At 64.6% G+C, this 25,344-nt stretch carries 22 protein-coding genes; 11 read left to right on the top strand and 11 right to left on the bottom strand.

Annotated elements, in window-relative coordinates; all coding sequences use genetic code 11:
• Window positions 1-154: 154 nt before the first annotated feature.
• The 3 genes from P7228_RS06270 to P7228_RS06280 all read left to right on the top strand — a co-directional run bounded on the left by P7228_RS06270 (window position 155) and on the right by P7228_RS06280 (window position 4,604).
• Window positions 155-778, top strand: coding sequence for a DUF4402 domain-containing protein (locus P7228_RS06270; protein WP_278017356.1), 624 nt, complete (start codon window positions 155-157; stop codon window positions 776-778).
• 221 nt (window positions 779-999) lie between these two features.
• Complete coding sequence (locus P7228_RS06275) at window positions 1,000-1,839, top strand: fimbrial biogenesis chaperone (protein WP_278017357.1); 840 nt, start codon at window positions 1,000-1,002, stop codon at window positions 1,837-1,839.
• Window positions 1,840-1,874: 35 nt separating this feature from the next.
• A complete protein-coding gene (locus P7228_RS06280) occupies window positions 1,875-4,604 on the top strand; it encodes a carboxypeptidase regulatory-like domain-containing protein (protein WP_278017358.1) in 2,730 nt (909 codons plus the stop codon).
• A 62-nt stretch (window positions 4,605-4,666) separates the two neighbouring features.
• Here P7228_RS06280 and P7228_RS06285 read toward each other — a convergent pair whose 3' ends face one another.
• Together P7228_RS06285 and P7228_RS06290 are read right to left on the bottom strand one after the other, a co-directional pair.
• Window positions 4,667-5,566, bottom strand: a complete 900-nt coding sequence (locus P7228_RS06285; RefSeq protein ID WP_278017359.1) for a YMGG-like glycine zipper-containing protein — start codon at window positions 5,564-5,566, stop codon at window positions 4,667-4,669.
• A 144-nt stretch (window positions 5,567-5,710) separates the two neighbouring features.
• A complete protein-coding gene (locus P7228_RS06290) occupies window positions 5,711-6,193 on the bottom strand; it encodes a GAF domain-containing protein (RefSeq protein WP_278017360.1) in 483 nt (160 codons plus the stop codon).
• A gap of 65 nt (window positions 6,194-6,258) precedes the next feature.
• Between P7228_RS06290 and P7228_RS06295 the strand changes: the two genes are divergently transcribed.
• Window positions 6,259-7,719 carry a PQQ-dependent sugar dehydrogenase gene (locus P7228_RS06295; protein WP_278017361.1) on the top strand — a complete coding sequence of 487 codons (1,461 nt, stop codon included), beginning with the start codon at window positions 6,259-6,261 and terminating at the stop codon, window positions 7,717-7,719.
• Between the two features lie 6 nt (window positions 7,720-7,725).
• Here the strand turns inward: P7228_RS06295 and P7228_RS06300 are convergent, their stop codons facing one another.
• The gene (locus P7228_RS06300; protein WP_278017362.1) at window positions 7,726-8,553 is read right to left on the bottom strand and encodes a DUF815 domain-containing protein; all 828 of its coding nucleotides are present in this window, start codon (window positions 8,551-8,553) and stop codon (window positions 7,726-7,728) included.
• Between the two features lie 7 nt (window positions 8,554-8,560).
• Entirely contained in the window at window positions 8,561-10,303 is a 1,743-nt protein-coding gene (locus P7228_RS06305; protein WP_278017363.1) for an acyl-CoA dehydrogenase family protein, read from the bottom strand.
• A 62-nt stretch (window positions 10,304-10,365) separates the two neighbouring features.
• On the opposite strand from P7228_RS06305, the gene P7228_RS06310 reads away from it, so the two are divergent.
• Window positions 10,366-11,325: an L-threonylcarbamoyladenylate synthase gene (locus tag P7228_RS06310; RefSeq protein ID WP_278017364.1), complete on the top strand. Its 960-nt coding sequence runs from the start codon at window positions 10,366-10,368 to the stop codon at window positions 11,323-11,325.
• A gap of 8 nt (window positions 11,326-11,333) precedes the next feature.
• Here P7228_RS06310 and P7228_RS06315 read toward each other — a convergent pair whose 3' ends face one another.
• The 6 genes from P7228_RS06315 to P7228_RS06340 form a co-directional block, all read right to left on the bottom strand.
• Complete coding sequence (locus tag P7228_RS06315; RefSeq protein WP_278017365.1) at window positions 11,334-11,666, bottom strand: hypothetical protein; 333 nt, start codon at window positions 11,664-11,666, stop codon at window positions 11,334-11,336.
• 63 nt (window positions 11,667-11,729) lie between these two features.
• Entirely contained in the window at window positions 11,730-12,599 is an 870-nt protein-coding gene (locus P7228_RS06320; RefSeq protein WP_278017366.1) for a head GIN domain-containing protein, read from the bottom strand.
• Window positions 12,600-12,731: 132 nt separating this feature from the next.
• Complete coding sequence (locus P7228_RS06325) at window positions 12,732-13,265, bottom strand: CarD family transcriptional regulator (protein ID WP_278017367.1); 534 nt, start codon at window positions 13,263-13,265, stop codon at window positions 12,732-12,734.
• Window positions 13,266-13,525: 260 nt separating this feature from the next.
• Window positions 13,526-13,864 carry a ferredoxin FdxA gene (gene fdxA, locus P7228_RS06330; protein WP_278017368.1) on the bottom strand — a complete coding sequence of 113 codons (339 nt, stop codon included), beginning with the start codon at window positions 13,862-13,864 and terminating at the stop codon, window positions 13,526-13,528.
• Between the two features lie 27 nt (window positions 13,865-13,891).
• Entirely contained in the window at window positions 13,892-14,200 is a 309-nt protein-coding gene (locus tag P7228_RS06335; protein ID WP_278017369.1) for an RNA-binding S4 domain-containing protein, read from the bottom strand.
• Window positions 14,197-16,734: a helicase-related protein gene (locus P7228_RS06340; RefSeq protein WP_278017717.1), complete on the bottom strand. Its 2,538-nt coding sequence runs from the start codon at window positions 16,732-16,734 to the stop codon at window positions 14,197-14,199. Before P7228_RS06340 ends, P7228_RS06335 begins: the two co-directional genes overlap by 4 nt.
• A gap of 273 nt (window positions 16,735-17,007) precedes the next feature.
• On the opposite strand from P7228_RS06340, the gene P7228_RS06345 reads away from it, so the two are divergent.
• The 6 genes from P7228_RS06345 to P7228_RS06370 all read left to right on the top strand — a co-directional run bounded on the left by P7228_RS06345 (window position 17,008) and on the right by P7228_RS06370 (window position 23,667).
• Window positions 17,008-18,687, top strand: a complete 1,680-nt coding sequence (locus P7228_RS06345) for a M23 family metallopeptidase (protein WP_278017370.1) — start codon at window positions 17,008-17,010, stop codon at window positions 18,685-18,687.
• Window positions 18,688-18,750: 63 nt separating this feature from the next.
• The gene (gene hemB / locus P7228_RS06350) at window positions 18,751-19,746 is read left to right on the top strand and encodes a porphobilinogen synthase (RefSeq protein ID WP_278017371.1); all 996 of its coding nucleotides are present in this window, start codon (window positions 18,751-18,753) and stop codon (window positions 19,744-19,746) included.
• Window positions 19,739-20,296 carry a GNAT family N-acetyltransferase gene (locus P7228_RS06355; protein WP_278017372.1) on the top strand — a complete coding sequence of 186 codons (558 nt, stop codon included), beginning with the start codon at window positions 19,739-19,741 and terminating at the stop codon, window positions 20,294-20,296. Before hemB ends, P7228_RS06355 begins: the two co-directional genes overlap by 8 nt.
• Window positions 20,289-20,843, top strand: coding sequence for a GNAT family N-acetyltransferase (locus P7228_RS06360; protein WP_278017373.1), 555 nt, complete (start codon window positions 20,289-20,291; stop codon window positions 20,841-20,843). Before P7228_RS06355 ends, P7228_RS06360 begins: the two co-directional genes overlap by 8 nt.
• Window positions 20,840-23,071 carry a polyamine aminopropyltransferase gene (locus P7228_RS06365; RefSeq protein WP_278017374.1) on the top strand — a complete coding sequence of 744 codons (2,232 nt, stop codon included), beginning with the start codon at window positions 20,840-20,842 and terminating at the stop codon, window positions 23,069-23,071. The genes P7228_RS06360 and P7228_RS06365 overlap by 4 nt, the downstream gene beginning before the upstream one ends.
• The gene (locus P7228_RS06370) at window positions 23,068-23,667 is read left to right on the top strand and encodes a gamma carbonic anhydrase family protein (protein ID WP_278017375.1); all 600 of its coding nucleotides are present in this window, start codon (window positions 23,068-23,070) and stop codon (window positions 23,665-23,667) included. Before P7228_RS06365 ends, P7228_RS06370 begins: the two co-directional genes overlap by 4 nt.
• Before the next feature lie 81 nt (window positions 23,668-23,748).
• On the opposite strand, the gene P7228_RS06375 is transcribed toward P7228_RS06370, so the two are convergent.
• On the bottom strand, window positions 23,749-25,344 hold the full coding sequence (locus P7228_RS06375; protein ID WP_278017376.1) for a cisplatin damage response ATP-dependent DNA ligase: 1,596 nt from the start codon (window positions 25,342-25,344) through the stop codon (window positions 23,749-23,751).

Below are 25,344 nucleotides of genomic sequence, written 5' to 3' on the forward strand. Positions count from 1 at the left end.
AATGCATAAAATATTAACTATACCCAAAAACGAAGACTGAACTCCGCTGAACTACTTAGGGCTGCGAACGGGAGGCAATTCACCCGTTCTGCGGGGCGGCTGATTCGGCCCGACCGCTACGGGATTAGAAGACCACGCTTGGAAGGGATCACATATGACCAAGTTTCTCCGTTTTGGCGCTGCGGGTGTTGCCGTTGCTGCCGCTCTTGCTACCGCTCCGGCTTTCGCGCAGTCCAATCAGGCCTCGGCCGATGCGCGCGCTGAAATTCTTTCTGCCCTGACGCTCGAAGTTGCGACCGGCACCACGCTCGACTTTGGTGCGGTCGTTATCCAGAACACTGCCAGCGCTGCGACGCTCGTGATGGGTGACGACGGCGTGCTCGATTGCAGCGACGCCAACCTGGTCTGCTCGGGCACGACCGACGTTCCGGTGTTCGACATTTCGGGCGGTACGGCCAATAAGACCGTAACCATCAGCTTCGACTCGACCTCGGTAAATCTGTACCTGGGCGGGACGCCGAGTGTTGATCCGACGGAATACCTTGTCCTCGACACCTTCACCAGCGACGCGACGCTCAACCCTGCGCAGAACAACGTTCCGGTCCTCGACCCTTACGGTGTGCAGACCGGTACGGTGAACATTCCGGCCTATTACAGCACGACGCTCGATGGCTCGGGCGCCGGAAGCTTCACCATCGGCGGCTCGCTGCACTTTGATGGCAACGAGGTTGCTGGTGTCTACAGCGGTTCGGTTCCGGTGACGGTCGACTACCTCTAAATCACTGATTTGGGACGGTTCCCGCCCGCGGGAACCACACAAGATGGGGGCTGCGTTCCGACCGGAGCGCGGCCCCTCCTCTTTGCCGGCCATGCTCCGGCGAGCACGCGCCATTTTTAATCGATCTTAACCATTCCTGCTTACCAACATCAGGGAATTCACCGAGGTCGTGCGCCCGGATTGGCCGCGCACTGCCCAAAGAGGCAAGGGATCGCCTGATCATGACCAAATCTTTCCTGCGGAGCCTGGCGCGTATGAGCGCCATCATCGCAGCCGCTGCATCCTTCTTCGTGACCATGCCCGCCCAGGCCCAGGGCGACCTGCTGGTCGCGCCCACCCGCGTTATCCTCGACGGTCGACGCGGGACCGAGGTGATCCTGAGCAATATCGGCAGCGAAGAGGCGACCTACCGGATCGAGCTCGTGCTGCGGCGCATGGCGCCCGACGGTTCGCTGATCGATGTCGAGAGCGAAGAGGCCAACGAGAAGGAATCGGCCGCGCTGTCGATGATCCGCTATGCCCCGCGCCGCATCACGCTTCCTCCCGGCCAGCCGCAGGCGGTGCGCATTTCGGCGCGTGCGGGTGAAGAGCTGCCCGAAGGCGAATATCGCGCGCATATGTCGTTTCGCGCAATCCCGCAGGCCAGCAAGGTTACCGAACCGACCGCCGAACCGGCGCAGGGGATCTCGTTCAAGCTGATCCCGGTCTATGGGATCACGATTCCGATCATCGTACGCCATGGTCGTCTCGAGGCGCAGGTTGCGATCAACCAGCCCAAGGTGGCGCAAGGCGCCCGCGGCCCGGAACTGCAATTCCAGCTGTCGCGCCAGGGCGAAAGCTCCGTCTATGGCGAACTTCGTGTCACCAAGCGCGGTTCGAGCGAGCCGATCTACAGCATTCGTGGCCTCGCCATGTATCCCGAGGTTTACCACCGCGCGATCGCACTACCGCTCACGCCTGAACAGGCCGCAGCGATGACGGGGCCGCTCAAGTTCGAATTTCGCGAGATGCCCGAAGCTGGCGGCGACGTGATCGCCTCCGTCGACGCGGTCCTTGGCTGAACCCCATGGGCTGAGGGGACCGGATCGGGCATGCCATGAGTAACCGGCGCACACGACACTGGCTCGGCGCCGCTGCGAGTTTCGCGGCGGCGCTTGGCCTTTGTGCGCCCGGCTTTGCGCAGGCCAACCAATCTCCCGACAATTGGCAGGTCAGCCAGGACGACTTCCTGCTGCTGCAGTTGATGGTCAAGAACTACCGCCTCACCCACGATGTCCGCGGCTATCAGACGCCCGACGGGGTTTGCCTGGATCTTGCCGACGTCATTCAGTCGATGGACTTGCCGGTACGCCTCGATAAGAAGTCGCGCCGCGCAACCGGCTGGCTCTTTGCGGAGGATCAGAAATTCACTCTCGACCGTTCCTCTAATACGGTACAAAACGTGAACACCGCCTCGGCACCGCTGACAAACGAGATCTATGACACGCCAGAAGGCTGGTGTGTCGAGAGCGGGGCGCTATCGCGCTGGTTCGGCGTTACTTTCAAGCCCGACCTCTACAACTCCGTGGTGAAGATCGAGAGCGACCGCCCCTTGCCTTTTATCGAGGCGATCGAGCGCAAAAGTCGCGCCGCGCGACTTACCAAGAAGAAGGCCCAGGTCTTCGATCTCGGGAAGTATCCGCATGCGGAGGCTGAATACCGGCTGTGGCGTGCGCCATCGATCGATGTGAACACCAGGGTGTCCTATCGCGACGGAGGTACAAGCGGCGAGCGGCGCGAGACGCGCTACGAGCTCTACGCCTCCGGGGAGATTGCCGCGGTCAGCGTCAACGCCCGCCTCGCCTCCGAAGAGGACGGCCGGCCCGACTCCCTGCGGGTCAAGGCGTTCCGCTATGACCACGATGGCGGTCTGCTGGGGCCGCTCAAGGCGACCAAGGTCGAGGCAGGCGATGCCTCGCTGCGGTCGGGGCAACTTTCCGGCGCAGGCGCGGTCGGACGCGGGGCGTTTATCAGCAACGAGAGCTTCACGCGCAACTCGCGCTTCTCAGCCACCGAATTCCGCGGCGTGCTGCCCACGGGTTGGGATGCCGAACTGTACCGTAATGGACAGCTGATCGCCTTCCAGACCGACGAGGATGGCGATGGACGCTACGAATTCCTCGATGTCGAGCTGTATTTCGGCCGTAACGACTTCGAAGTGATCCTCTACGGCCCACAGGGCCAGATCCGCACCGAGAACTATTCCCAACCGGTCGGTCGCGCGCTGATGCGGCCAGGCGAGTTCGAATATTGGGGCGGCATCTTGCAGCAGAACCACGATTTGATCGAGATTGGTCGAAGTAGGGCGGCCCATGCGGGCGGAGATTGGCGTTGGGGGACCGGAGCGGCCTATGGCCTCGACGATCGTACCAGTATTTCCGCAGGATATCAGAGCTTTATGCTCGGACCGCAGCGTCGGCACTTTGCCGAGGCTGCTTTGCAGCGAACCTTGGGCTCGATGCAGCTCGAATTGGCCGGATCGCACGAATTCGGGGCTGGATTTGTCACCCAGGGCAACCTTGCGGCTCGAATCGGGGGGATCAACCTCAGCGCCGACGCGCTGTGGGTGAGTGGACAGTTCAACAGCGAGCTGGTGAGCGCCAATCTCGACTATCGTACGGGTATGCGCTTCGATACCGCGCTCAAACTCGGCAGCCTCCGCATGCCGGTGCAGGGCGGCGTCGGGAGGGCGCGCTACAAGGACGGGACAAAGGTTACCGATTGGTTAATAGGGACCGCGCTGGGCGTTCGTGGGATCAACCTCTCGGCCAATCTGTCGCACCAAGTAGTCGAAGACGAGCTGGTTGGCGCGAGCAGCGCGCAGACCAGGCTCGCCCTGCTCACCAATACCCGCATTTTCGGGCTGCGCGTCCGCGGCCTGGCAAACTTCAGGCTTTCGGGCATCGACAAGGGCCTCCAGACCGTCCAGCTGCAAAGCGATAAGCAGATCGGCGAACGCACGGCCCTGAGCTTTGAGACCGAATACCGGGCGCAGAGCGATGTCGCGATCTTCGGGTTCGGCGTCTCGCGCCGGTTCGACAAGTTCGCTGTGCGCGGCAATGTCGATGCAGGGACCGACGGATCCTTCGGTTTCCGCCTCTCGACCAGCTTCAGCCTCGGCCCCGACCCGGCCAATGGCGGCTTCCGCCTGTCCGAACGCAAGCTCGCGCGGCACGGTCAAGCGCTGGTGACGATCTTCCGCGACGACGATGGCGACGGGGTCCGCGATCCTGGCGAGGAGGCGATCGAGGATGTCGGCGTCGAGGCCGGCTTCCGTCGCACCGACGCGCTGACCAACGACAAGGGCATGGCGCTGGTCGACGAACTAAAGCCATTTGTGCCGGTGCTGGTGGGAATCGACGAAGGCTCGCTTGCTGACCCCTTCCTGGTGCCCGCCGCCAAGGGCGTGGTGGTCGTTCCCCGTCCGGGAGTACCGACCAAGATCGAGCTGGCGGTATCACCCTCGGGCGAGATCGAGGGCATGCTGCTCGGTACCAATGGTTTCGAGATCGGCGGGGTCGAACTCGAGTTGGTCGATCGGGCCGGGAATGTCGTTGCCACGACCGCGAGCGAGTTCGACGGATTCTTCCTGTTCGACCGGGTCGCCTATGGCACCTATAGCCTGCGTCTCGCCAGGGGATCGGCCCGTGCGCTGGGCGTCGAGCGCGAACTGGCCAAGCAACTCACCCTTGCGCGCGACAAGGACATCGTCCGCACCGGCGTGACGCGCCTGCGCACCGCCACCGCGACGGTCATCGCCGCGCGCGGCGGAACCGGGGAGGATTGATTGGCCGGAGGAGCGGTGCGGAGCGACCGATAGGCCGCCCCGCCCCGTCCCCTCGGGGCAGTTCAGTTACCCTTGATCGGGACTGCCTTGCTTGGGCGTGGCTTGATCGGCACGAGCTTGCTCGGCGGAGGGCTGTATTCCTCGATCTCGCGGATTGCCGGTGCACGCGGAGCAGCTTCTTCGATCCATTCTTCGGTCACGTACTCGCGCACGATCACCTGCTGCGGGATCTCTTCCGTGCTCTCGATATAGGTCATCGGCTGGGAGTAGCCGTAGGAGGCGGCATAGACCGGCGCATAGGCGACCATCGGCGCGTAGCCGTATGCGGGGATCTGGCGCGCGGCATAGCGCGGTGTCGTGACGGCACCGCTCATGTAGCGGTCGAGCGCTTCCTCGCAATCGTAATAGGGGCGCTCGTCGCCGCGATCGATCGCGCTGCCGATGAGCCCGCCGATCAGTCCGCCAGCGCCGGCACCGATAATCGTCCCGGCGAGACGCTCGCTGTCCCAGGCGCGGTTGCCGATCACGCCGCCGGTGATCGCCCCGAGCAGTCCGCCGATGATGCCGCCGCGCTTCTTCTCGTCGACGCCGCGCGTGCGCGCATGGCATTCTGCCAACCAAGTCTCGCGGTCCCACACGACGGGTTGATAAGCGGCATGATGTGCCTGGTATCCATGATGCATCATCGGGACCGGCTGGTCGGAGCGGTCATGAAGAGCGCGGGCGGGTATCCGCCGCGTACGCGTCACGGTTTCGACCACGGTCCCGTCGGGGGCAACCGTGCTCTCGACCGTTTGTTCGGTCGCATAGGAATGCGTGGCGTATTCGGCCGGGATCTCGGCAGAGTAGGACGCGCCCGCATCCGCTGCCGTGGCTTGATCCTGGGCGAGGGCGCTACCCGCGCCGCCCAATGCGAGCGCAGCAGCGGCAGCGGAAAAAGCGAAAAGGCGATTGGTCGACATCGTGTTCCCCTTGGCAGGCGCGAGAATCGATTCTGCGCAGCTTGCCAAGAGTTTACCACCTGGAAACCATTCGGCCACGCGGCTCCTCGCGCTGTCCCGTTTCGGGGCGAAGCGCCGCCGATTCACCAAGTTGTGATGCGCAGGTCAGACCCGGTGAGTGAGCAATTCCGCCAATTTTTCAATTCCTTGCGCGTCTGCCGGGGCAAAGCGCGCGGGATTGGGGCTGTCGAGGTCGATGACGGCGACGACCGCGCCGTCGCGGACTATCGGCACGACCAGTTCCGACCGACTGGCGGAATCGCAGGCGATGTGGCCGGGGAACGCGTGCACGTCCTCGACCAGCTGGGTCTCGCCCGTACTCGCCGCGGTGCCGCACACCCCTTTGCCCAGCGGAATGCGAATGCAGGCGGGGCGGCCGACGAACGGGCCGAGCACCAGCTCGCCTTCGACCATGCGATAGAAGCCGGCCCAGTTGAGATCGGGCACGAATTCCCACAGCAGCGCCGCGACATTGGCCATGTTAGCGATAGCATCCGGTTCGCCGGCGGTCAGTGCGTCGGCGGCGTCGGTTAGCTGGCGATAGCGCTCGGCCGGGTCGAGCGTGGGGTCGGGCTGGAAATCATACATCGCGATTGCGCTCTACGCGCTTCGGCCATTGCCGCAAGGGGGCACGTCGCCTATCGCTGTGACTTATGAGCACACTCAAGAAGCTTCTCATCGCCCTCCTCGCCCTCGTCCTGCTGCTCGGAGCTGTCTTCCTGTGGCTGGCGCGTGGAAATACTGCCGATCTTGCCCTCAACGAGGTTTCGGGGACGGATCCCACGCTGCTGCAACCGGAACCCGAGATGATTCCGACGGTGTCGATCGCCAAGCCGGTCGGTTGGGGCGACAATGAGGTGCCTGCTGCGGCCGAAGGGCTGGCCGTCGCGCGCTTTGCCGATGGGCTCGATCACCCTCGCACTATCCATACGCTGCCCAATGGCGACGTCCTGGTGGCACTCACCCGCTCGCCCAAGAGCGATGGCGGCGGCATCACCGCCTGGATTGCCGATTGGCTGATGACCAAGGCTGGCGCGACCGGCACTTCGGCCGACGAGGTCGTCCTGCTGCGCGATGCCGATGGCGATGGCGTGGCGGAAATCCGCAAGACGATCCTTCACGCTGGGCTCTCATCGCCCTCGGGCATCGGGTGGCACGACGGCACGCTCTATGTCGCCAACCACGATGCACTGCTCGCCTTTCCCTATGAACTGGGCGCAGATGCGGTGACCGGCGAAGCGCGCAAGCTCATGGACCTGCCTGGCGGCGGTGGGCACTGGATGCGCAACGTGGAGCTGAGCCCGGATGGGACCAAGATCTACGTAGCGGTCGGTTCGGTGTCGAATATCGGCGAACAGGGCATGGAAGTCGAAGAAGGCCGCGCGATGATCTGGGAGTACAATCTCGAGACCAGTCGCCAGCGTATCTTCGCGAGCGGCCTACGCAATGCGAATGGCATGGACTGGAACCCGTGGTCAGGCGAATTGTGGACCGTCGTCAACGAACGCGACATGCTCGGCTCGGACCTCGTGCCAGATTACCTCACCAATGTCCCGGTCGGCGCGCAATATGGCTGGCCCTGGGTCTATTGGGGCGAGAACATCGACCGCCGGGTGGAGGCGGAAATGCCCGCCTATCTCGTCGAATATGCTCGCAAGCCCGAATATGCGCTGGGGCCCCACGTCGCGGCGCTGGGCCTCGTGTTCAACAAGGAGGGCCACCTGCTGGGCGAAAAGTTCGGCAACGGTGCCGTTATCGCGCGACACGGCTCGTGGAATCGCAAACCGCCTGCAGGCTATGACGTCGTCTATGTGGCGTTCGACGACCGCGGCAACCCGCAGGGCAAGCCGGTTCCGCTGCTCGGCAGTTTCCTCAACAAGGATGGTACAACGCGCGGTCGACCGACCTGGGTGGAATGGGCCGGCGATGGGGCCTTGCTGGTCAGCGACGATACGGCAGGGATCATCTGGCGCGTCATTGCGCCCGGGGCCGCGCCGGGCAAGGCGATCTCGCGGGCGAGCGGCAGTTCGCTCCGGCCGCAAAAGGAGCTGCGCGGCGATCCCCGCGCGACTTTCGGCCAGGACGATTACGCGCGCGAAGAACCTGCGCAGTAGGCGAAGCTAGAGCGGCTGGCCCGCGCGCCCCGCGATCTCGACCACGAACTGCCATGCGCTGCGGCCCGATAGCGGCCCGCGCGCCCGCGACCAGCTTAGCGCCTCCTCGTCGGACCAGCTGAGCCCGCGCGGCTCGGCATGGGCGGCGACGATCGCCAGGTATTCGTCCTGGCTACAGGGATGGAATCCCAACCGCAGGCCGAACCGGTCGGCCAGGGCCAGCGTATCGTCCATCCGATCGCGCTCGTGGAGCGGGCCCGACTGGTCGCTCTCGTCACGAGCAAGGATCGCGCGGTGATTGGACGTGACGGCAAGACGGATGTTCGCAGGGCGGGGGGCAAGGCTGCCCTCGAGTGCGCTGCGCAGGTTGCGCAGCATCGCATCGTCTCCGTGATCGAAGGCAAGATCGTCAAGATAGAGCAGGAACCGGCGTTCGAGTGAGCCGAGCATAGTGAAGAGTTCGGGGAGTGCCGACAGGCTGGCGCTATCGAGCTGGATCAGGGCCAGGCGCCCGGGATCGCTCGCCTGCTCGGCCGCGACCGCCGCCCGCAACAGCGCCGACTTGCCCATGCCGCGCGCACCCCACAGCAGCATGTCGTGCGCCGCCGCGCCGCTCGCATGACGCGCGATGTTGGCGACTACCGCCTGCTTCTGCTGGTCGATGCCGCGCAACCGATCGAGCGGTAATGCATCGATCTCATCGACCGGGTAAACCTCGCCGGCGTGCCAGAAATAGGCCGGATGCGCAGTCCAGCTTCGTTCCCGGGGCGCGCCCGGTGCGATCCGTTCGAGCGCAGCAGCGATACGTGCCAGCGGATCGCCCTGGTCGGCCATCGCCGCCTCAGCCCGCCAACCGTTCGGCGGGGAGCGCGTAGAGCAGCTCCGCACCGGCCATGGCCGAACCCTTGAGGCCGGCCGCCTCGGGCACGATCCGCGTCAGGAAAAAGCGCGCGCTTACCGGCTTGGTATCGGCCAATGCCGGCGCTGCGCCAGCCGCGACCGCATCACGCTGTCTCATCAACTGCCACCCGGCAACCGCGACCGCCATCATGGTGCAGAAGGGGACGCTGCCGGCTAGCCGGTCATCGAGGCTGGCATCGCCCTGCATCCAGCGCGCGACTTCGAGGCAATCCTGCGCCAGCGCCTTGAGCTCCGGCTCGCCTGCGGCATCCCGGGCGATATCGTCGAGCAGCGCGGTCAGCGCCTCGCCGCCGTCTAGGCCCAGCTTGCGGGTGACGAGGTCGGCGGCCTGGATGCCGTTGGTCCCTTCGTAGATCGGGGCGATCTTCGCGTCGCGCCAATGCTGCGCCGCCCCGGTCTCCTCGATGAAGCCCATTCCGCCGTGAACCTGGATACCAATACCGGCGACTTCGACCCCGACATCGGTGCCCCATGCCTTGAGCAACGGGACCAGCACCTCGCCGCGCGACTTCGCGACGTCATCGCCCAGCGAACCGCGATCAACCTGTCCCGCGCAATAGTAGAGCAGCGCCCGCGCGCCTTCGGTCAGCGCCTTCATCCGCAGCAGCATGCGGCGGACATCGGGATGCTCGACAATCGCTACCGGGTCCTTGCCGGGCGCGCCCGCCCGCGCCGACTGCACCCGGTCCTGCGCGTATGAGAGCGCCTGCTGCTTCGCCCGCTCGCTGATCTGGACGCCCTGGTTGCCGACATTGATCCGCGCGTTGTTCATCATCGTGAACATGGCCATCAGGCCGCGGTTCTCCGCCCCGATCAGCTCGCCGATACATTCGTCATTGTCGCCATAGTTCATCACGCAGGTCGGCGAAGCGTTGATGCCGAGCTTGTGCTCGAGGCTGACGCATCTGAGGTCGTTCCGCGAGCCGAGCGAGCCATCTTCCTTCAGGTGATATTTCGGGACCACGAACAACGAGATGCCGCGCGTCCCCTCGGGCGCATCGGGCAGCCGCGCCAGCACCAGGTGAATGATGTTCTCGGCCAGCTCGTGCTCGCCCCAGGTGATGTAGATCTTCTGGCCCTTGATCAGGTACTTTCCGGCATGCTCGCCATCTGTGATCGGCGTGGCGGTGGCGCGCAGGGCGCCGACATCGCTGCCGGCCTGCGGCTCGGTGAGATTCATCGTCCCCGACCAGGCGCCGCTCACCAGCTTGGGCAGGTATCTGGCCTTCTGGGCGTCCGAGCCATGGTGCTCGATCGCCTCGATCGCGCCGACGCTCAGCATCGGCAGCAGCGTAAAGGCCATGTTGGCCGAGCCGAGGTTCTCGAGCACGTTGCAGGCGAGCGTGAACGGCAGACCCTGGCCGCCGAAGTCCTCGGGGCTGGCGATGGCGTTCCAGCCCTGCTCGACATAGGCGCCATAGGCCTGGTCGAATCCCTCGGGCAGGCGCACCACGCCGTTCTCGAGCCTCGCGCCCTCGAGGTCGCCGATCCGGTTCAGCGGGGCGAACTCTCCTGCGGCGAACTGGCCCACGCCTTCGACGATCGCTTCGACCAGATCGGCTTCGGCCGCGGCAAAGCGCTCGCTCTGCGCGAGCTCCTCGATTCCAGCATTGACGCGGATCGCGAGTAGCTGGTCCTGGGTGGCGGGGGCATATGAAGTCACGACGGCGTCATCCTCGCGGCAATTCTCTTGGCAATCTTCGCCTTCACCTATAGCGCGCTGCCATGCGCGGCAAGAACGCTACGGAACGGCTATCGCCAGACGAACAGGGAATCGCGCGCGCGGCGCAGATCCTGCGCGACGGCGGGCTGGTCGCCGTGCCGACCGAGACGGTTTACGGGCTTGCCGCCCGCGCCGACAGCGATGAAGCGGTAGCAAAGATCTACGCCGCAAAGGGCCGCCCCAGCTTCAACCCGCTGATCGTCCATGTCGGCGACACGGCGCAGGCCAATATTCTGGCCCAGTGGGACGAGCGGGCGACGAGAATGGCCGAGGCATTCTGGCCCGGTCCGCTGACGCTGGTACTGCCGCGCCGCCCCGATGCCGGGCTGGCCACGGCGGTCACCGCCGGGCTCCCCACGCTTGCACTCCGCTGCCCGGCCCATCCGGCGATGCGTGCGATCATAGCGGCAGCACAGGTGCCGCTGGCGGCCCCCTCGGCCAACCGCAGCGGCTTCGTCAGCCCGACGATGGCCGAACACGTGTTCCAAACGCTCGACGGGCGGATTGACGCGGTGCTCGACGGCGGGGCGACGGCGCGCGGGCTCGAATCCTCGATAGTTGCGCTGCGCGACATTGCGAATGGGGGCGGATGGCAAATGCTGCGCCCCGGCCCGATCACGCGCGAACAGATCGCCGAAGTCATTGGTGACGATCGCGAGATAGCTGTGGCGGCCACGGCGATCGAGGCGCCGGGGCAGCTCGCCAGCCATTATGCGCCGGGGAAACCACTCCGCCTCGAGGCGGAGCAGGCCGTGCCGGGCGAGTTCATGATCGGCTTCGGGACGATCCCCGGCGATTGCACCTTGTCGAGCGCGGGCGATCTGGAGGAGGCGGCAGCACGGCTTTACGAATGTCTCCACCTGGCTGCCGAAAGCGAGCAGGCGCGCATCGCCGTGGCGCCGATCCCCGACCGGGGCATCGGCACGGCCATCAACGACCGGTTGCGGCGCGCGGCGGCCTAAGTTCGGTGTCAGTCCTCTTCCGGCTCGACCGGGATCGAGGGTAGCAGGACCTGGATCTGGCGATGGGTCTCGCGTGCCTGGTCGCACGAGCGGCGGTTGCCGTCGGCGCATTCCTTCATCTGCTTGTCGTAAGCGCGTTCGAGCTTGCCGAGGCGCTCCTCGCGCTTGCGCAACTCGCGCCCGCGCTTCTCATCCGCTTCGGACTGGCTGGTGGTGGCAAGATCGACCGTCTTGCTCGCGATCTTGACCGGCGCGGTCACTACATCGGCCGCAGTGCGGACAATACAGCCGGGCAGGGCAAGGGAAACCAGGGCTAGGGTGGAAAGGGCAAGGCCGCGCATCGGGATACTCCTGACACGCGGCCTAGGTATGCGCAACTGAGCGCGCGATGAATGGAGCCGGGCTCAGGCCTTGCGCGGCTTCTTCGGTGCCTTTGCGTTATCCTTGGCCTTGGCAACCCGCTTCTTTGCCTTGGCTTTTGCCTTGGCCTTCGGTTCGGCTTTGGCCTGATCGGGAGCGGCTGCCTCGGTCGTTGTCGCGTCGCCAGCTTCGCAGATCAGCTTGCCCGAACCCATTGCCTGCACTTCGCAGGTTGCGCGGCCGATCACCCGGATCGTGCCCGAGCCCATGATGTTCGCTTCGACCCTGCCATCAGAGGCGAAGCTTGCATCGCCCGAGCCAACCACGTTGACATCGGCTCGCTCGACCTTGAGGCCCTTCATGTCGACCTTGCCCGAACCGGCGACATTCAGGTCAAGCCGGTTGGCCTTGCCGCCGACATCGGCTCCACCCGAACCCAGCAGATTGACATCGACCCGGTCGGCGTCGATCGCCGCAACCGAAAGCCAGCCCGAGCCGAGTATGTTGATATCGGCGTTCTCGCCCATGCCAGGGGCCTCGATCCGGCCGGATCCCGCCATGGTGACGGAAGAGGGGGCGGGCATCGTCACGCGGACGGTCGCCTTGCCGTCGAGCCGACCCGAGTTCGGCTTGCGCAGAATGCCGAGAGTGCCGTCGGACAGGGTGAAGCGCAGGGCATCCTGCACCTCGGCCGGGCCTTCGACTGCGATGGCCAGCTTCTGTCCATCGGTCAGCACCACGTTGTCGGGACCGAACAGGACGAGTTCGGTGGGCGGGTCGCCCGACATGTCGAGTTCGGCAAGCGGCACGCCCTCTTCGCCGTTGATGCTGACATCCATGTCGCAGCCGGAAACGGCTGCACCAAGTGCCATGGCTGCGATCGGCGCAATACCCTTGATCAGTTTGTGGAACATGCGGGGGGTCCTCCAGGATAGGTCAATGCGTATTGCCGATATAATACAGTACGCGGGCCGCTTCAACCGTGCAAAAGAAAAGGGCCGCCCCGTGGGGCAGCCCTCTGTCGATCCCGAAGGGTCGCCTGTCGATCAGGCTTCTTCGGTGCTTTCGTAATATTGCGGTGCGTGCTCGCGCAGCACGGTGAGGATCTTCTCGAGCGCGGTCGGCTCGTCGGTTTCCTCCATCGCGGCGAGTTCGCGGGCAAGACGGCTCGAGGCGGCCTCGAAGATCTGCCGTTCGGAATAGCTCTGCTCGGGCTGGTCTTCCGGGCGGAACAGGTCGCGGGTCACCTCGGCGATCAGCACGATTTCGCCCGAATTGATCTTCGCTTCATATTCCTGGGCGCGGCGCGACCACATGGTCCGCTTGACCTTGGGCTTGCCCTTGAGCGTTTCCATCGCTTCCTTGAGCGTCTTGTCGCTCGACAGCTTGCGCATGCCGATCGATTCGACCTTGTTGGTGGGCACGCGCAGGGTCATGCGCTCCTTCTCGAAGCGGAGCACATAGAGTTCGAGCTGCATCCCGGCGATTTCTTCGTTCTGCAGTTCGATCACACGACCAACGCCGTGTTTGGGATAGACGACATAGTCGCCGACAGTGAAAGCAGGAGCCTTGCTGGCCATGCGGTATCCTTTCTTGCGACCCGACCGATAGCTGACGGTCGAACTCCCTTGCCGGGCCGGCCTGAAGCGGGCGCCGCGGAGATCCGACGATGTGTGCTACTGGTCCTGGAGCCTTTCTTCTTTCACGCCTTCAGCCGGGACCAAACCGGCAGGCTTGATCTATTATATAGCACACTCGCAAGAAAATTGCGAGTCTCTTGCATAAAGTCGAACGCCCGCCGTTTGAGGCAGGTCAATTGGTGTGAAAAGCGGCAGTGGGCTCAGTCGCCTTCGCCGGGATCGGGCGTGAAGTACTTCTCGAACTTGCCCTCTTCGCCCTTGTGCTCGTCGGCGTCGGCGGGCGGTTCCTTCTGGCTCGTGATGTTCGGCCATTCGGCGGAATATTTGGTATTGAGTTCAAGCCATTGCTCAAGCCCGTCCTCGGTATCGGGCAGGATCGCCTCGGCCGGGCATTCCGGTTCGCACACGCCGCAGTCGATGCATTCGGAAGGATTGATCACCAACATCGTTTCGCCTTCGTAGAAACAGTCCACCGGGCAAACCTCGACGCAATCGGTGTATTTGCAGCGGATGCAGGCGTCGGTGACGACATAGGTCATGGATGAAGGTCCTTCTCGATCATCGAATCAGCTAGGTGCTATGGCGATATCGCCGTCGCGGTCAAGCTCGCGATAATGGGAGCGCGCCAATCCGGGCGAACTGCGTCGTTCGGGCAGGCCCACCACCTCGATGATCCTCACTGCCTCGCCGAGGGGGATGGTCAGGACATCGCCGGGGTGGACGCAGGCGCTCGACCGGCGGACATGCGCGCCATTGCAACGGATATGGCCTGCTTCGATCAAGGCGCTGGCGCGGCTGCGAGTGCGGGCGAAGCGGCAATAGACCAACCACCGGTCGAGCCGCATGCTGCCGCCCGAAGCGCTGCTCTCGGTCAACCGGGCTTGCCTCCCAGCAGCTCGGCGAGGCCGTCAAAGGCGCCGCCGCTCCTGGCAGGCCCGGTCTGGGGCTGTTTCTTGCGGCGGTCGTCGCGGGCACCGCGCTTCTGGCCCTGCGGGCCCTTGCCGGGCTTGCCTTCCGGGCTGCGCCGTTGCGGCGATTTTTCGCCGGCACGACGCGGCCGCCAGCTCCAGCTGTCGGGCGCGGGCGGGCCGTACATCCCCTCGGCGAGCGGACGGGCGCGGTGCTGGTGAAACCCTGCGGCTCCGAGCAGGCGGGCGATATTGCCCTGTTCGAGTCCGATCGAGATCGGCAGCGCGGTATCGAGCGCAAAACGTGCGGGCGGCTTCTTGTCCGCGCCCGTTGCCTTGGCGCGGGCGTCGAAGGCAGCGCGCAGGATCTTCTCGGCCAGGTCGACGCGAATGGCCTGGCTCCCGGCTGGCCGGTAACCTGCGGGCAGCCGTTTCTGCTCCGCGATGACTGGCAGCATCGCGTCCTGCAGTGGGCGCCGGTCGATCCCGAGCGCGTGGAGCAACTGGCGCGGCGCCGGCTTGAGCAGGGCATGGGCGAAGATGTCGAGCGCGCCGAACACCACACCCAGCTTGCGCAGATAGGGGCGCAACTCCTTGGGCAGGTGCTGGAGCCCCGCGTTTTCGCGGCTGACGACGCCGTGACCGGCAATCAGCGTGTGGAGCAGGGCGCGCGCCTCGGAGCCGGCCTCGGGATCGCGCGCGGCCTGTGCCAGCTTGCGCATTGGCTCGAGCGGTTCCAGCTTGCCGGTGAGCCATGCCTGCAAACCGTCCTCCAGCCGCTTGCGCGGCGCCTCGGGCAGCAGCGTGACATCGCGCGTCAAGGTCAGGCGGGGGGCCGCGAAATCGTCGGGCATGTCGACGGTTGCCAGCGGGCGATCGCCCCACCGGATCGCGGCGTCGGCCAGCTCCAATTCGCCCAGGCCCTCGCCGAGCAGCCAGTCGGCGCGCTGGGTGAGAATGCCCGGAAGCGCTTTCTCTCCCGCGGCCAGCAGCATCTTGCGGTCTGCGGCGCCCGCTTCGGGGTCGACCGAGAAACGGAACCCGTCCAGCCGCCCTATGGTTTCGCCTTCGACGGTGAGTTTGCCGTCCTGTTCCAGAATTACCGGCAGCGCGCTTGCATCCTGCCCCAGGCTTTTCATCAAAATCGCCGTCCTTCGGTTCACAAATCGCTCGGTCAGCCGCGCGTGCAGCGCATCCGAGAGCTTGGCTTCGACTGCGCGGGCCCGCGCCGCCATCTCGTCGCGCGCCAGCACCCAGTCGGGTCGCTGGCAGATATAGGCCCAGGATCGGATCGCGGCTATCCTTCCTTGCAGCGTGGCTATATCACCCTGCATTCGGTCTAGCTCGGCAATACGCGCGGCTACATAATCCGCCCCGAGATATCCCTCGCGCAGGTCGAGCCACAGTCGCCCTACGAAGCGGGCATGCTGGTCCGGGCCGACCTGGCGGAAATCGGGCAGCGAACAGGCTTCCCAGAACCTGCGGACCAGCCCGGCGCCCTTGATCTCTGCGGCAAACGGCTCATCGGCGAGGCGTTTGAGCACGGCGAGATCGATCGCTTCGGGTGCGGCGCGCAGCTCGGGCGCTGTAGGGGCGCTCTCGAGATCGCCGATCAGTACGCCCAGACTATCGAACCGCGGCTCCGCCTCGCGCCAGAACAGGTGCGTTAGCGGCGCGAAGCGGTGCTCTTCGATCGCATAGATCTCTTCCTCGGTGAACTCAGGCGCCTCGCCGGTGCCGCGAAGGCCCGATAGCGTCCCGAACGAGCCGTCCCGCTGGTGCCGCCCCGCCCGACCGGCGATCTGCGCCATCTCGGCCGGGGTCAGCCGCCGTTTGCGCCGTCCATCGAACTTGGTCAGCGCGCCGAAGGCGACATGGTTGAGATCGAGGTTGAGCCCCATCCCGATCGCATCGGTCGCCACGATGTAATCGACCTCACCATTCTGGAACAATTCGACCTGCCGATTGCGTGTTTCAGGCGAGAGCGCGCCCATGACGACCGCCGCGCCCCCGCGAAACCGCCGAAGCATTTCCGCCATCGCATAGACCTGCTCGGCGCTGAAGCCGACCATTGCACTGCGCGGCGGCAGGCGCGATAGCTTGGTCGAGCCGGCGTGGGTGAGGGTGGAGAAGCGCGGCCTGGCGACCATTTCGACGCCCGGTATCAAGCGCTTAACCAGCGGCTCGACCGTGGCCGAACCGAGCAGCATGGTTTCCTCGCGCCCACGGGCGTTTAGCAGGCGGTCGGTGAAGATGTGCCCGCGCTCGGGATCCGCGGCGAGCTGCGCCTCGTCGAGCGCAACGAAGGCGTGGCCTCCACCTAACCGATCCATCGCCTCGACCGTGCAGCAGAAGTAGCGCGCGTTCTCCGGCTCGATCCGCTCCTCGCCGGTGATCAGCGCAACCGCCTCGTCACCCTTGATCGCGCGGACCCGGTCATAGACTTCACGCGCGAGCAGGCGCAGCGGAAACCCCATCATGCCGCTCGAATGGCCGCACATGCGTTCGATCGCGAGATGCGTCTTGCCGGTATTGGTCGGGCCGAGAACGGCCTTGATCGCGCTCTCCGCGCCGAATGTACTCACGCCGCATATGTGGCATCGCACCGGCGCGCCCGCAACACATGCCGCAACCAATGCACAACTGGTCGCGCGACGGACTCGGCTGGTCGACAATTAATGCGCTGTTTACTTTGAACGGGCAGAGAAATCGGCCATGTAATTTGCTGCGTCGGCGCGACAGCGGGGTCTGTTCGCGTTCGCTGGAGGGCTGCATTGGATCACGCGCGGGAGTTGGAGGCAGGCGATCAGGCCGTGTCGGAAGAGTTGCCGCTCTTTCCCGACGAAGTCCTGCAGCACAGCCTCAAGCGCGAGAACACGCTCTCAAGCTCACTCAGACAGGCGCTGGCACCGCATCTCAGCCAATTCCACTCGCACACCTCCAAGGTGCGGGCACACTACCGATCGGGGCGGGCGCGTTACGATGCCTGGCGCGACAAGGCATCGGAGAAGCTCGAGAATGTCGATCTGACGCCTGATCTGGCGAGCGAGATCGGTAGCAAGCGCTGGTTCCGCGGGCTCGGCACGATGGTAGCGCTCGGCGCGATTGCCCTCGCCTTCTGGCCCGATTTCGCCCCGCTCGAAGCTATGCCGGCAATGGAACTAGACGAAAGCGCGCGCGATGAGTTTCGCAGCCAGATGATCACCCCGCTCGCGCTTGGTGCAGAAAGCGGGCGCCAGACCAGCGCGACTTCGCGCGTGATTCCGCTCAAGTCGGCCCCCGAACGACCGCAGATCGAACTGGTGGCGACCCTGTCGAGCGGTGACAGTTTCATGCGCATGCTCCAGCGCGCGGGCGTCGGCACGGGCGAAGCCGAGCAGATCAACGCCATGGTCTCGGGCGCGATGCCGCTCGAGGAGATCGAGAAGGGCACCCGGGTCGATCTGGTGCTCGGCCGGCGACCGCAAGCAGGCGCGCCGCGCCCTCTCGACGAGTTGGCCTTCCGCGCCCGGTTCGACCTCGAACTCGAAGTCTTTCGCGACGATGCCGGTCAGCTAGCGCTCAAGCGCAATGTGATCCGGGTCGATGACACGCCGCTGCGCATTCGCGGGACTGTGGGCCAAAGCCTCTACCGCTCGGCCCGCGCGGCCGGTGCGCCGACCAGTGCGGTGCAGGAATATATCAAGGCGCTTGACGGCCAGATCGACCTCGACCGCTCGGTCGCCTCGACCGACACCTTCGACATGATCATTTCCTATCGCCGTGCTGCGACGGGCGAGCGCCAGGCGGGCAAGCTGCTTTACGCCGGGATCGACCGCAACGGCGAGGCGAAGACGCAGTTGATGCGGTGGGGCGATGAAGGCCGCTTTTACGAGGCTTCGGGGGTCGGCGAGCAGCGCAACGGGCTGGTCGCGCCGGTCCCGGGGCGGATCACCTCGAGCTACGGCATGCGGCGCCATCCGATCCTCGGCTATCGGCGGATGCATTCGGGCATGGATTTCAAAGCCGGTTACGGCACGCCGATCGTCGCGGTTTCGGACGGCCGCGTCTCGAGCGCCGGCCGCGCGGGCGGCTGCGGCAATGCGGTCAGGATTACGCATGGCGGCGGGCTCTCGACCCGTTACTGCCACATGAGCCGCATGGCGGTCCGGTCAGGCCAGAACGTGCGCCGGGGCCAGGTCATCGGTTATGTCGGTTCGACCGGGCTCTCGACCGGGGCGCACCTCCATTACGAAATGTACCGCGGCGGGCGCGCCATCAATCCGGCTGGCGTGCGGTTCGTGACGCGCGCCCAGCTCGAAGGCCGCGAACTGATGGATTTTCGCGCCACGCTACGCCGGTTGAAACAGGTCGAGGCGGGAGCGGCGCTCGCCGATCTCGAACCCAAGGCGTCCGAGATCGAAACTCCACGGCGTGAAATCGAGAAGCTCGACCAGAAGCGCGAAATCGGCTGATCGCGGCACAGCTGCGCAACACGCGATTGCCTCGCCCGGGCAATTGCGGCAACAGTCCCGGCCATGACTGCGAGCTATCCTAATCTGCGCCTGCGCCGTACGCGGGCAAGCGGCTGGAGCCGCGCGCTCCATCGTGAAACCGTACTGACGCCCTCGGACCTGATCTGGCCGCTGTTTGTGACCGAGGGCGATGAGGTCGATGAGCCGATAGCTTCACTTCCCGGCGTGTCGCGGTGGTCGGTTGACGGGATTGCTTCACGCGCGAGGGAGGCGGTCGAGCTGGGCATTCCCTGCGTCGCCTTGTTTCCCAACACGCCTGCGGGGAAGCGGAGCGATGATGGCGCCGAGGCTCTCAACCCCGACAATCTGATGTGCCGCGCGATCAAGGAGATCCGCGAAGCATGCGGGGCGGACATCGGGATCCTGACGGATGTCGCGCTCGACCCTTATACCACCCACGGTCAGGATGGGCTGGTCGATGCTGCGGGCTATGTCACCAATGACGATACGGTGGCGGTGCTGGTCGACCAGGCCCTGAACCAGGCCGCAGCGGGAGCGGACATTATTGCCCCGTCGGACATGATGGACGGGCGTGTCCACGCGATCCGCATGGCGCTCGAGATGAACGGGCATCCGAATGTCCAGATCATGAGCTATGCTGCCAAGTATGCTTCGGCCTTCTACGGCCCATTCCGCGACGCGGTCGGCAGCCGGGGGCTGCTCAAGGGCGACAAGAAGACCTATCAGATGGATCCGGCCAATGCCGAGGAGGCGCTGCGTGAGGTCGAGCTCGACCTCAGGGAGGGCGCCGATAGCGTGATGGTGAAGCCGGGTTTGCCCTATCTCGATATCGTGCGCCGGGTGAAGGAGCGGTTCGAAGTGCCCGTCTTCGCCTACCAGGTCAGCGGCGAATACGCGATGATCGAAGCGGCCGCAGCAGCCGGCGCCGGACATCGCGACGCGCTGGTCCTCGAGACGCTGCTGGCATTCAAGCGCGCTGGCTGCGCCGGCGTGCTGACCTACCATGCGGCGCACGCCGCGCGGCTGCTGAATGGCTGAATTCCGGCACGAGACCGAGCGGCTCGTCCTGCGCGACTGGCGCGCGGAGGACTGGAAGCCCTTCTGGGAAGGCACCAACACACCGGCGGTGATGCGCTGGCTGGGCGGCGTTGCGGACGAAGACAAGCGGCAGGGCGCGCAGGACCGATTGCTGACCTACAAGCGCGAGCATGGCCACACTTTCTGGGTCGTCGAGCGCAAGGATGACGGCGCGATCCTTGGCTTCTGCGGCCTCAAGCGCAGCAACCAGGGGGGCGGTCCGATCGGAATGATGGAAGTGGGCTGGCGGCTGCGTGAGGATGCCTGGGGCAAGGGCTACGCCAAGGAAGCGGCACAGGCCTCGCTGGAGCTCGCCTTCACTACCTTCGGCGCCGATGAAGTTATCGCTCTCACCCTTGAAGGGAACGAGGGTAGTTGGGGGCTGATGAAGCGGCTTGGCATGCGTCGCCGTGAGGATCTCGACTTTCCCAACGACGATTTCGACAAAGAGAACCCGGTCATCATCGTCTATTCGATCGACCATGGCGAATGGAAAGCGGCCAATGGCTGATATCGTCATCGAGACCGAGCGGCTGATCCTCCGCAAGATCGACGAGGGCGATGCCCGGCTGCAGTATGACGTGCTGAACACGCCGACCGTGATGCACTATCTCGGCGGGGTGAAGGAGCTTCACGAGATCGAGGCCAAGCATGCCAAGAACATGGCCTGGTTCGCACAGTTCGGCTTCGGTTTCATGATGATGATCGAGAAGGAAACCGGCGAACTGGTCGGTCATTGCGGGATGAAGCTGGTCGACAACAGCAATGCGTCCAACCAGGGCGATCACGAAATTGGCTGGCTGGTGCGCGAGGATCGCTGGCGGCACGGCTACGCCGACGAGGCGATGCGCGCGGTGATCGACTGGGCCTTCGAGACCATCGGCGCGCCGCATCTTGTCGCTCTCACCTGCGAAGCGAACATTCCGAGCTGGAAGTTCATGGAGAAACTCGGAATGGTACGACGCAGAGACCTGGATTTCAGCGATCCGTCTTTCGACGATGACCACAATCCCACCATCCAGTACTCGCTGACGAAGCAGGATTGGCAAAGAGCGTGACGCTGGAGAAGCAGTCCGATCGAGGCCGGGTGATTTTCGTGATCACCATACTCGTCGGCAGCTTCCTGCTGTTCCTCGTGCAACCGATGGTCGCCCGCATGGCGCTCCCGCGGTTGGGCGGCGCGCCCAATGTCTGGAACAGTGCCTTGCTGGTCTATCAGGCGCTGCTGTTGGGCGGCTACGCCTACGCGCATTTTATCGGGCGCATGCTGCCTCGCCACCAGTTCGCGCTCCATATCGCGTTACTGGCGCTGGCCGGCCTTACCCTGCCGATTGCCCTGGCCGACGTTCGCAGCCTGGGGCAAGGGTGGGAGGTCCTATGGGTTCCACTTCTGCTACTGGCGAGCGTCGGGCCTGTTTTCTTCCTCGTCTCGGCCCAGGCCCCCCTGGTGCAACGCTGGTATGCGCTCGATGAGAGTGCGGGCGACCCCTATCCGCTCTATGCGGCATCCAACTTCGGTAGTTTCGCGGGACTGATTTCCTATCCGCTGCTCTTCGAACCCTTCGTTCCGCTCAGGCAACAGGCGGTTCTCTGGAGCGCAATCTACGTCGTGCTCATCGTCCTCGTCTGCCTGTTGATGCGGTCGCGGTCGCGCCTACCGCATCTAGCGAAACAGACAGCCCCTTCCACGGCAAATGCGGGGACTCCGATTGGTCCAGAGCGGGTGGGCATGTGGCTTCTGCTCGCGGCCGTACCATCCGGCCTGATGCTGTCCACAACGACCCACCTGACGACCGACATATTCGCCATGCCGCTGCTGTGGGTGATCCCACTCGGTCTCTATTTGCTGAGCTTTACGGCTGCCTTTGCTGAGCGACGGGCAACAGCACGCGTGTTCACGCGAACGGCTCCGCTGATAATCGTTCTGGCAGGGGCGATGGCGATGACGGGAAAGGCAGGTAGTGGACTCCTGGTCGTTTTCACCAGCCTATTGATGCTATTCTCCATATCGGTGGCGCTCCATGGCCGACTCTACGACCTTCGACCCGACCCGTCGCGCCTCACATTCTTCTACCTGATTATGTCCGCAGGCGGCGCACTCGGCGGATTGTTCACAGCGCTCATCGCGCCGCTGATCTTCGATTGGGTGTGGGAGCACCCGCTTCTCGTCCTGATGGCAGCGGCGCTGTTACCGCTGGGCGGGCTGTCCGATTGGCAGCAACGCATTGCGGGTTCGGAGAAAACACGTCTGCGCGCACTGGCGGTAGGCATGGTCATCGCCGCAGCCGTCGCCTGCGGTCTGTTCTACTCCTCCATCAATGAAAACTGGCTGTGGACCACCGTCACACTGTTCATGCTCGCTGGGCTGGCGCTGACCATGAAATTCAGCCACTTCGCCTTTGTCGTCATTCTGGCGCTGATCATGGTCGGGCGCGGCGCCCTGACGCATCTCTCAGCCTACAGTCTCGGCGAAAGGACGCGGAGCTATTTCGGGGTCTACACGATCGCCGACCGGGAGCAGGACGGGATCCGCGTGCTGACGCATGGAACGACCGTGCATGGGCGCCAATTCCTTGGGCCGAAGGACCGGCTTGAGCCGACAACCTATTATGGCGAGCATTCCGGGGTGGGGTTGGTGCTGAGCCATGCCGACGCCCTGTACGGTTCAGGTGCACGGATAGGGATAGTCGGCCTCGGTGCCGGAACGCTCGCCTGCTATCGCCAGCCTGACCAAGTTTACCGCTTCTATGAGATTGATCCTGCTGTGCTCGAATACTCGACCGAAGGTGTTTTCACCTTCCTCGAAGAGTGTGCGCCTGACTCGCAGACCGTCATTGGCGATGCGAGGCTAGAGCTGGAGGCGGAGCCTGCTGGACAGCTCGAGATATTGGCGGTCGATGCCTTCTCGTCAGATGCGATACCGCTGCACCTGCTGACAAAAGAGGCTATCGAAACCTATGGGCGGTCAGTCGGGCCCGATGGTCTGGTGGCGATCCATATCTCCAACCGCTTCATCGCCCTTGAGCCAGTCCTGTCTGCCTTTCTCCGCGATAGCGGGTGGCCCGGCGTTATCAGGATCGATCAGGGAGACGAGAGCAGATCGCTGACAGCCTCGGCCTGGGTCGTCATTTCGCGCAGCGAGCAAAAAATCGAAGAATTGCTTGAAACGACTGGCCGGGACGAATGGCGCGCGCTGAATGATAACGGCAGCGCGGTCTGGACGGACAATTTCTCATCGGCCATTCCACATATCCGGTGGCAAACCATGTTGCGAGGATCCCAGTGACCAACGAAACTCCCTTGGCCCGTCCGGGTGTGAACATCGTCCCGATCCACGGCAAGATTCCGCAGATTCACGAAAGCGCGTTTGTCGCTCCGGGCTGCACGATTATCGGCGACGTGACGATCGGAGCGGGCAGCTCGATCTGGTACAATTGCGTACTGCGTGCGGACGTCAGCCGGATTGTCATCGGCGAGCGCACCAATGTGCAGGATGGCAGCGTGCTCCATTGCGACCCGCCGCGCTCGGGCGACCCGGACGGCTCGCCGCTGATCATCGGGGACGACGTACTGATCGGCCATATGGCGATGATACACGGCTGCACCATCGCGGATCGTGGGTTCGTCGGGCTGGGTGCGATTGCCATGAACAAGGCAGTGATCGGCTCGGATGCCATGCTCGCGGCAGGCGCCATGCTCACCGAGGGCAAGGTCATGGGCGAGCGCGAACTATGGGGCGGACGCCCCGCGCGCAAGATGCGCGATCTCGATGATGCGGCTGTCGCCGGGATGCGGATCGGGACCGCGCATTATGCCGAGAATGCCAAGCATCACGCCGAAGCCGTGGCGGCAGCGCTGGGCAAGGGCGCGTCCGAGGGCTGACCTCATCGGCAGTCCCGCCCGCAGCGCCAGCGGATTGTTGCGCGGCGCAACATCAAGCGTGGAGCAGTCTTGTGCTGGGCTCTAGTCGCGTACCAGCGCGCGTAGCGCATCGATCCGGTCGGCCTCATGCGCGGGCTTGTCCCAGCGGATGCGGTGGATACGGGGGAAGCGCATCGCAAGGCCTGATTTGTGGCGCTTCGATACGTGCGCACTGTCGAAGGCGACCTCGAACACAAGGCTCTTGTCGGTTTCCCGCACCGGGCCGAAGCGATTGACCGTGTTCTGGCGCACATGCCGGTCGAGCTTCTTGAGTTCGTCGTCGGTGAAACCCGAATAGGCTTTTCCAACCGGCAGCAGTTCCGCACCGGCGTCGGGATCACCATTCCAGCAGCCGAAAGTGTAGTCGGAATAGAAGCTCGATCGTTTGCCGCTGCCGCGCTGCGCATACATCAGCACGCAGTCAATCAGCAGCGGATCGCGTTTCCACTTGTACCACAGCCCGGTCTTGCGCCCGGCGACATAGGGGCTCGTCCGGTGCTTGAGCATCAGGCCCTCGATCGCATCGTCGCGCGCGCCTTCGCGAATTTCGGCGAGATGGTTGAAATCGCGCGCTTCGACCAGTTGCGAGAGATCGAAATGGGTTTCGGGCAGGCGCGGGTGGAATTGCTCGAGCTGCGCGCGGCGGCGATGCCATTCGAGCTCCCGCAGATCGGTGCCTTCGATGATCAGTGCATCATAGAGGCGCACGAAAGCGGGCAATTCGGCGAGCATCTTCTTGGAGACATTCTTGCGGCCGAGGCGCTGCTGCAAGGCATTGAAACTGGCAGCTCCTCCAGCCTCCCCGCCCTGGTGCGCGCCGCGAACGAGTAGTTCCCCGTCAAGCACGGCAGGTATGTCGAGCGCCTCGACCAGCTCCGGAAAAGTGTGGCTGATATCGTCGCCGCTGCGCGAGTAGAGCCTCGTTTCGCCGCCCGCGTGGACCAATTGCACGCGGATCCCGTCCCATTTCCACTCCGCCGCATAGTCCTTCAGATCGACGATCGTGTCTTCGAGCGGATGCGCCAGCATGAAGGGTCGGAAGGTCGGGCGGTTCTCGGTGTCGGGCGGTGCTGCGCCGTCTGCAGCCCAGGCGAACAGCTCCGCGTAGGGCGGCGCGAGCCCGTGCCAGTATTCCTCGACCTCCTCGACCGCGACATCGAAGGCCTGAGCGAACGCGGTCTTGGCAATCCGCGATGAGACGCCGATCCGCATGCCGCCTGTCGCAAGCTTGATCAGCGCATAGCGTCCATTGGCATCGAGCCGGTCGAGCAGTTTGGGCAGCTCCGACATGACCGAGACCCGCGTCATCATGCCCAGCAAATCAACTACTTCGCTTAAGGATGGCGGCGGCGCGACGTCAATTTCAGGGTCGGGCCACAGCAGACTCGCGGTTTCGGCTGTGTCGCCGACGAAGTCGCGGCTGAGCGTCCACAGCACCGGATCGACCCGCTCCTGCATGAGATTGCGGACGGTCGAGCTCTTCACCGCCGGAAAATCGAGTTCCCCGGTCAAGGCGGCGAGCGCCCAGCCGCGGTCGGGGTCGGGCGTCTCGCGCAGATAGTCGGCGATCAGCTGCAGTTTGCGGTTGCGGCTGCGCGTATAGACCAGCGCGTCGACGAGGACGGCGAACTCCTCCAC

This window comes from Altererythrobacter sp. CAU 1644 (assembly GCF_029623755.1).
GTDB classification, from domain to species: domain Bacteria; phylum Pseudomonadota; class Alphaproteobacteria; order Sphingomonadales; family Sphingomonadaceae; genus Erythrobacter; species Erythrobacter arenosus.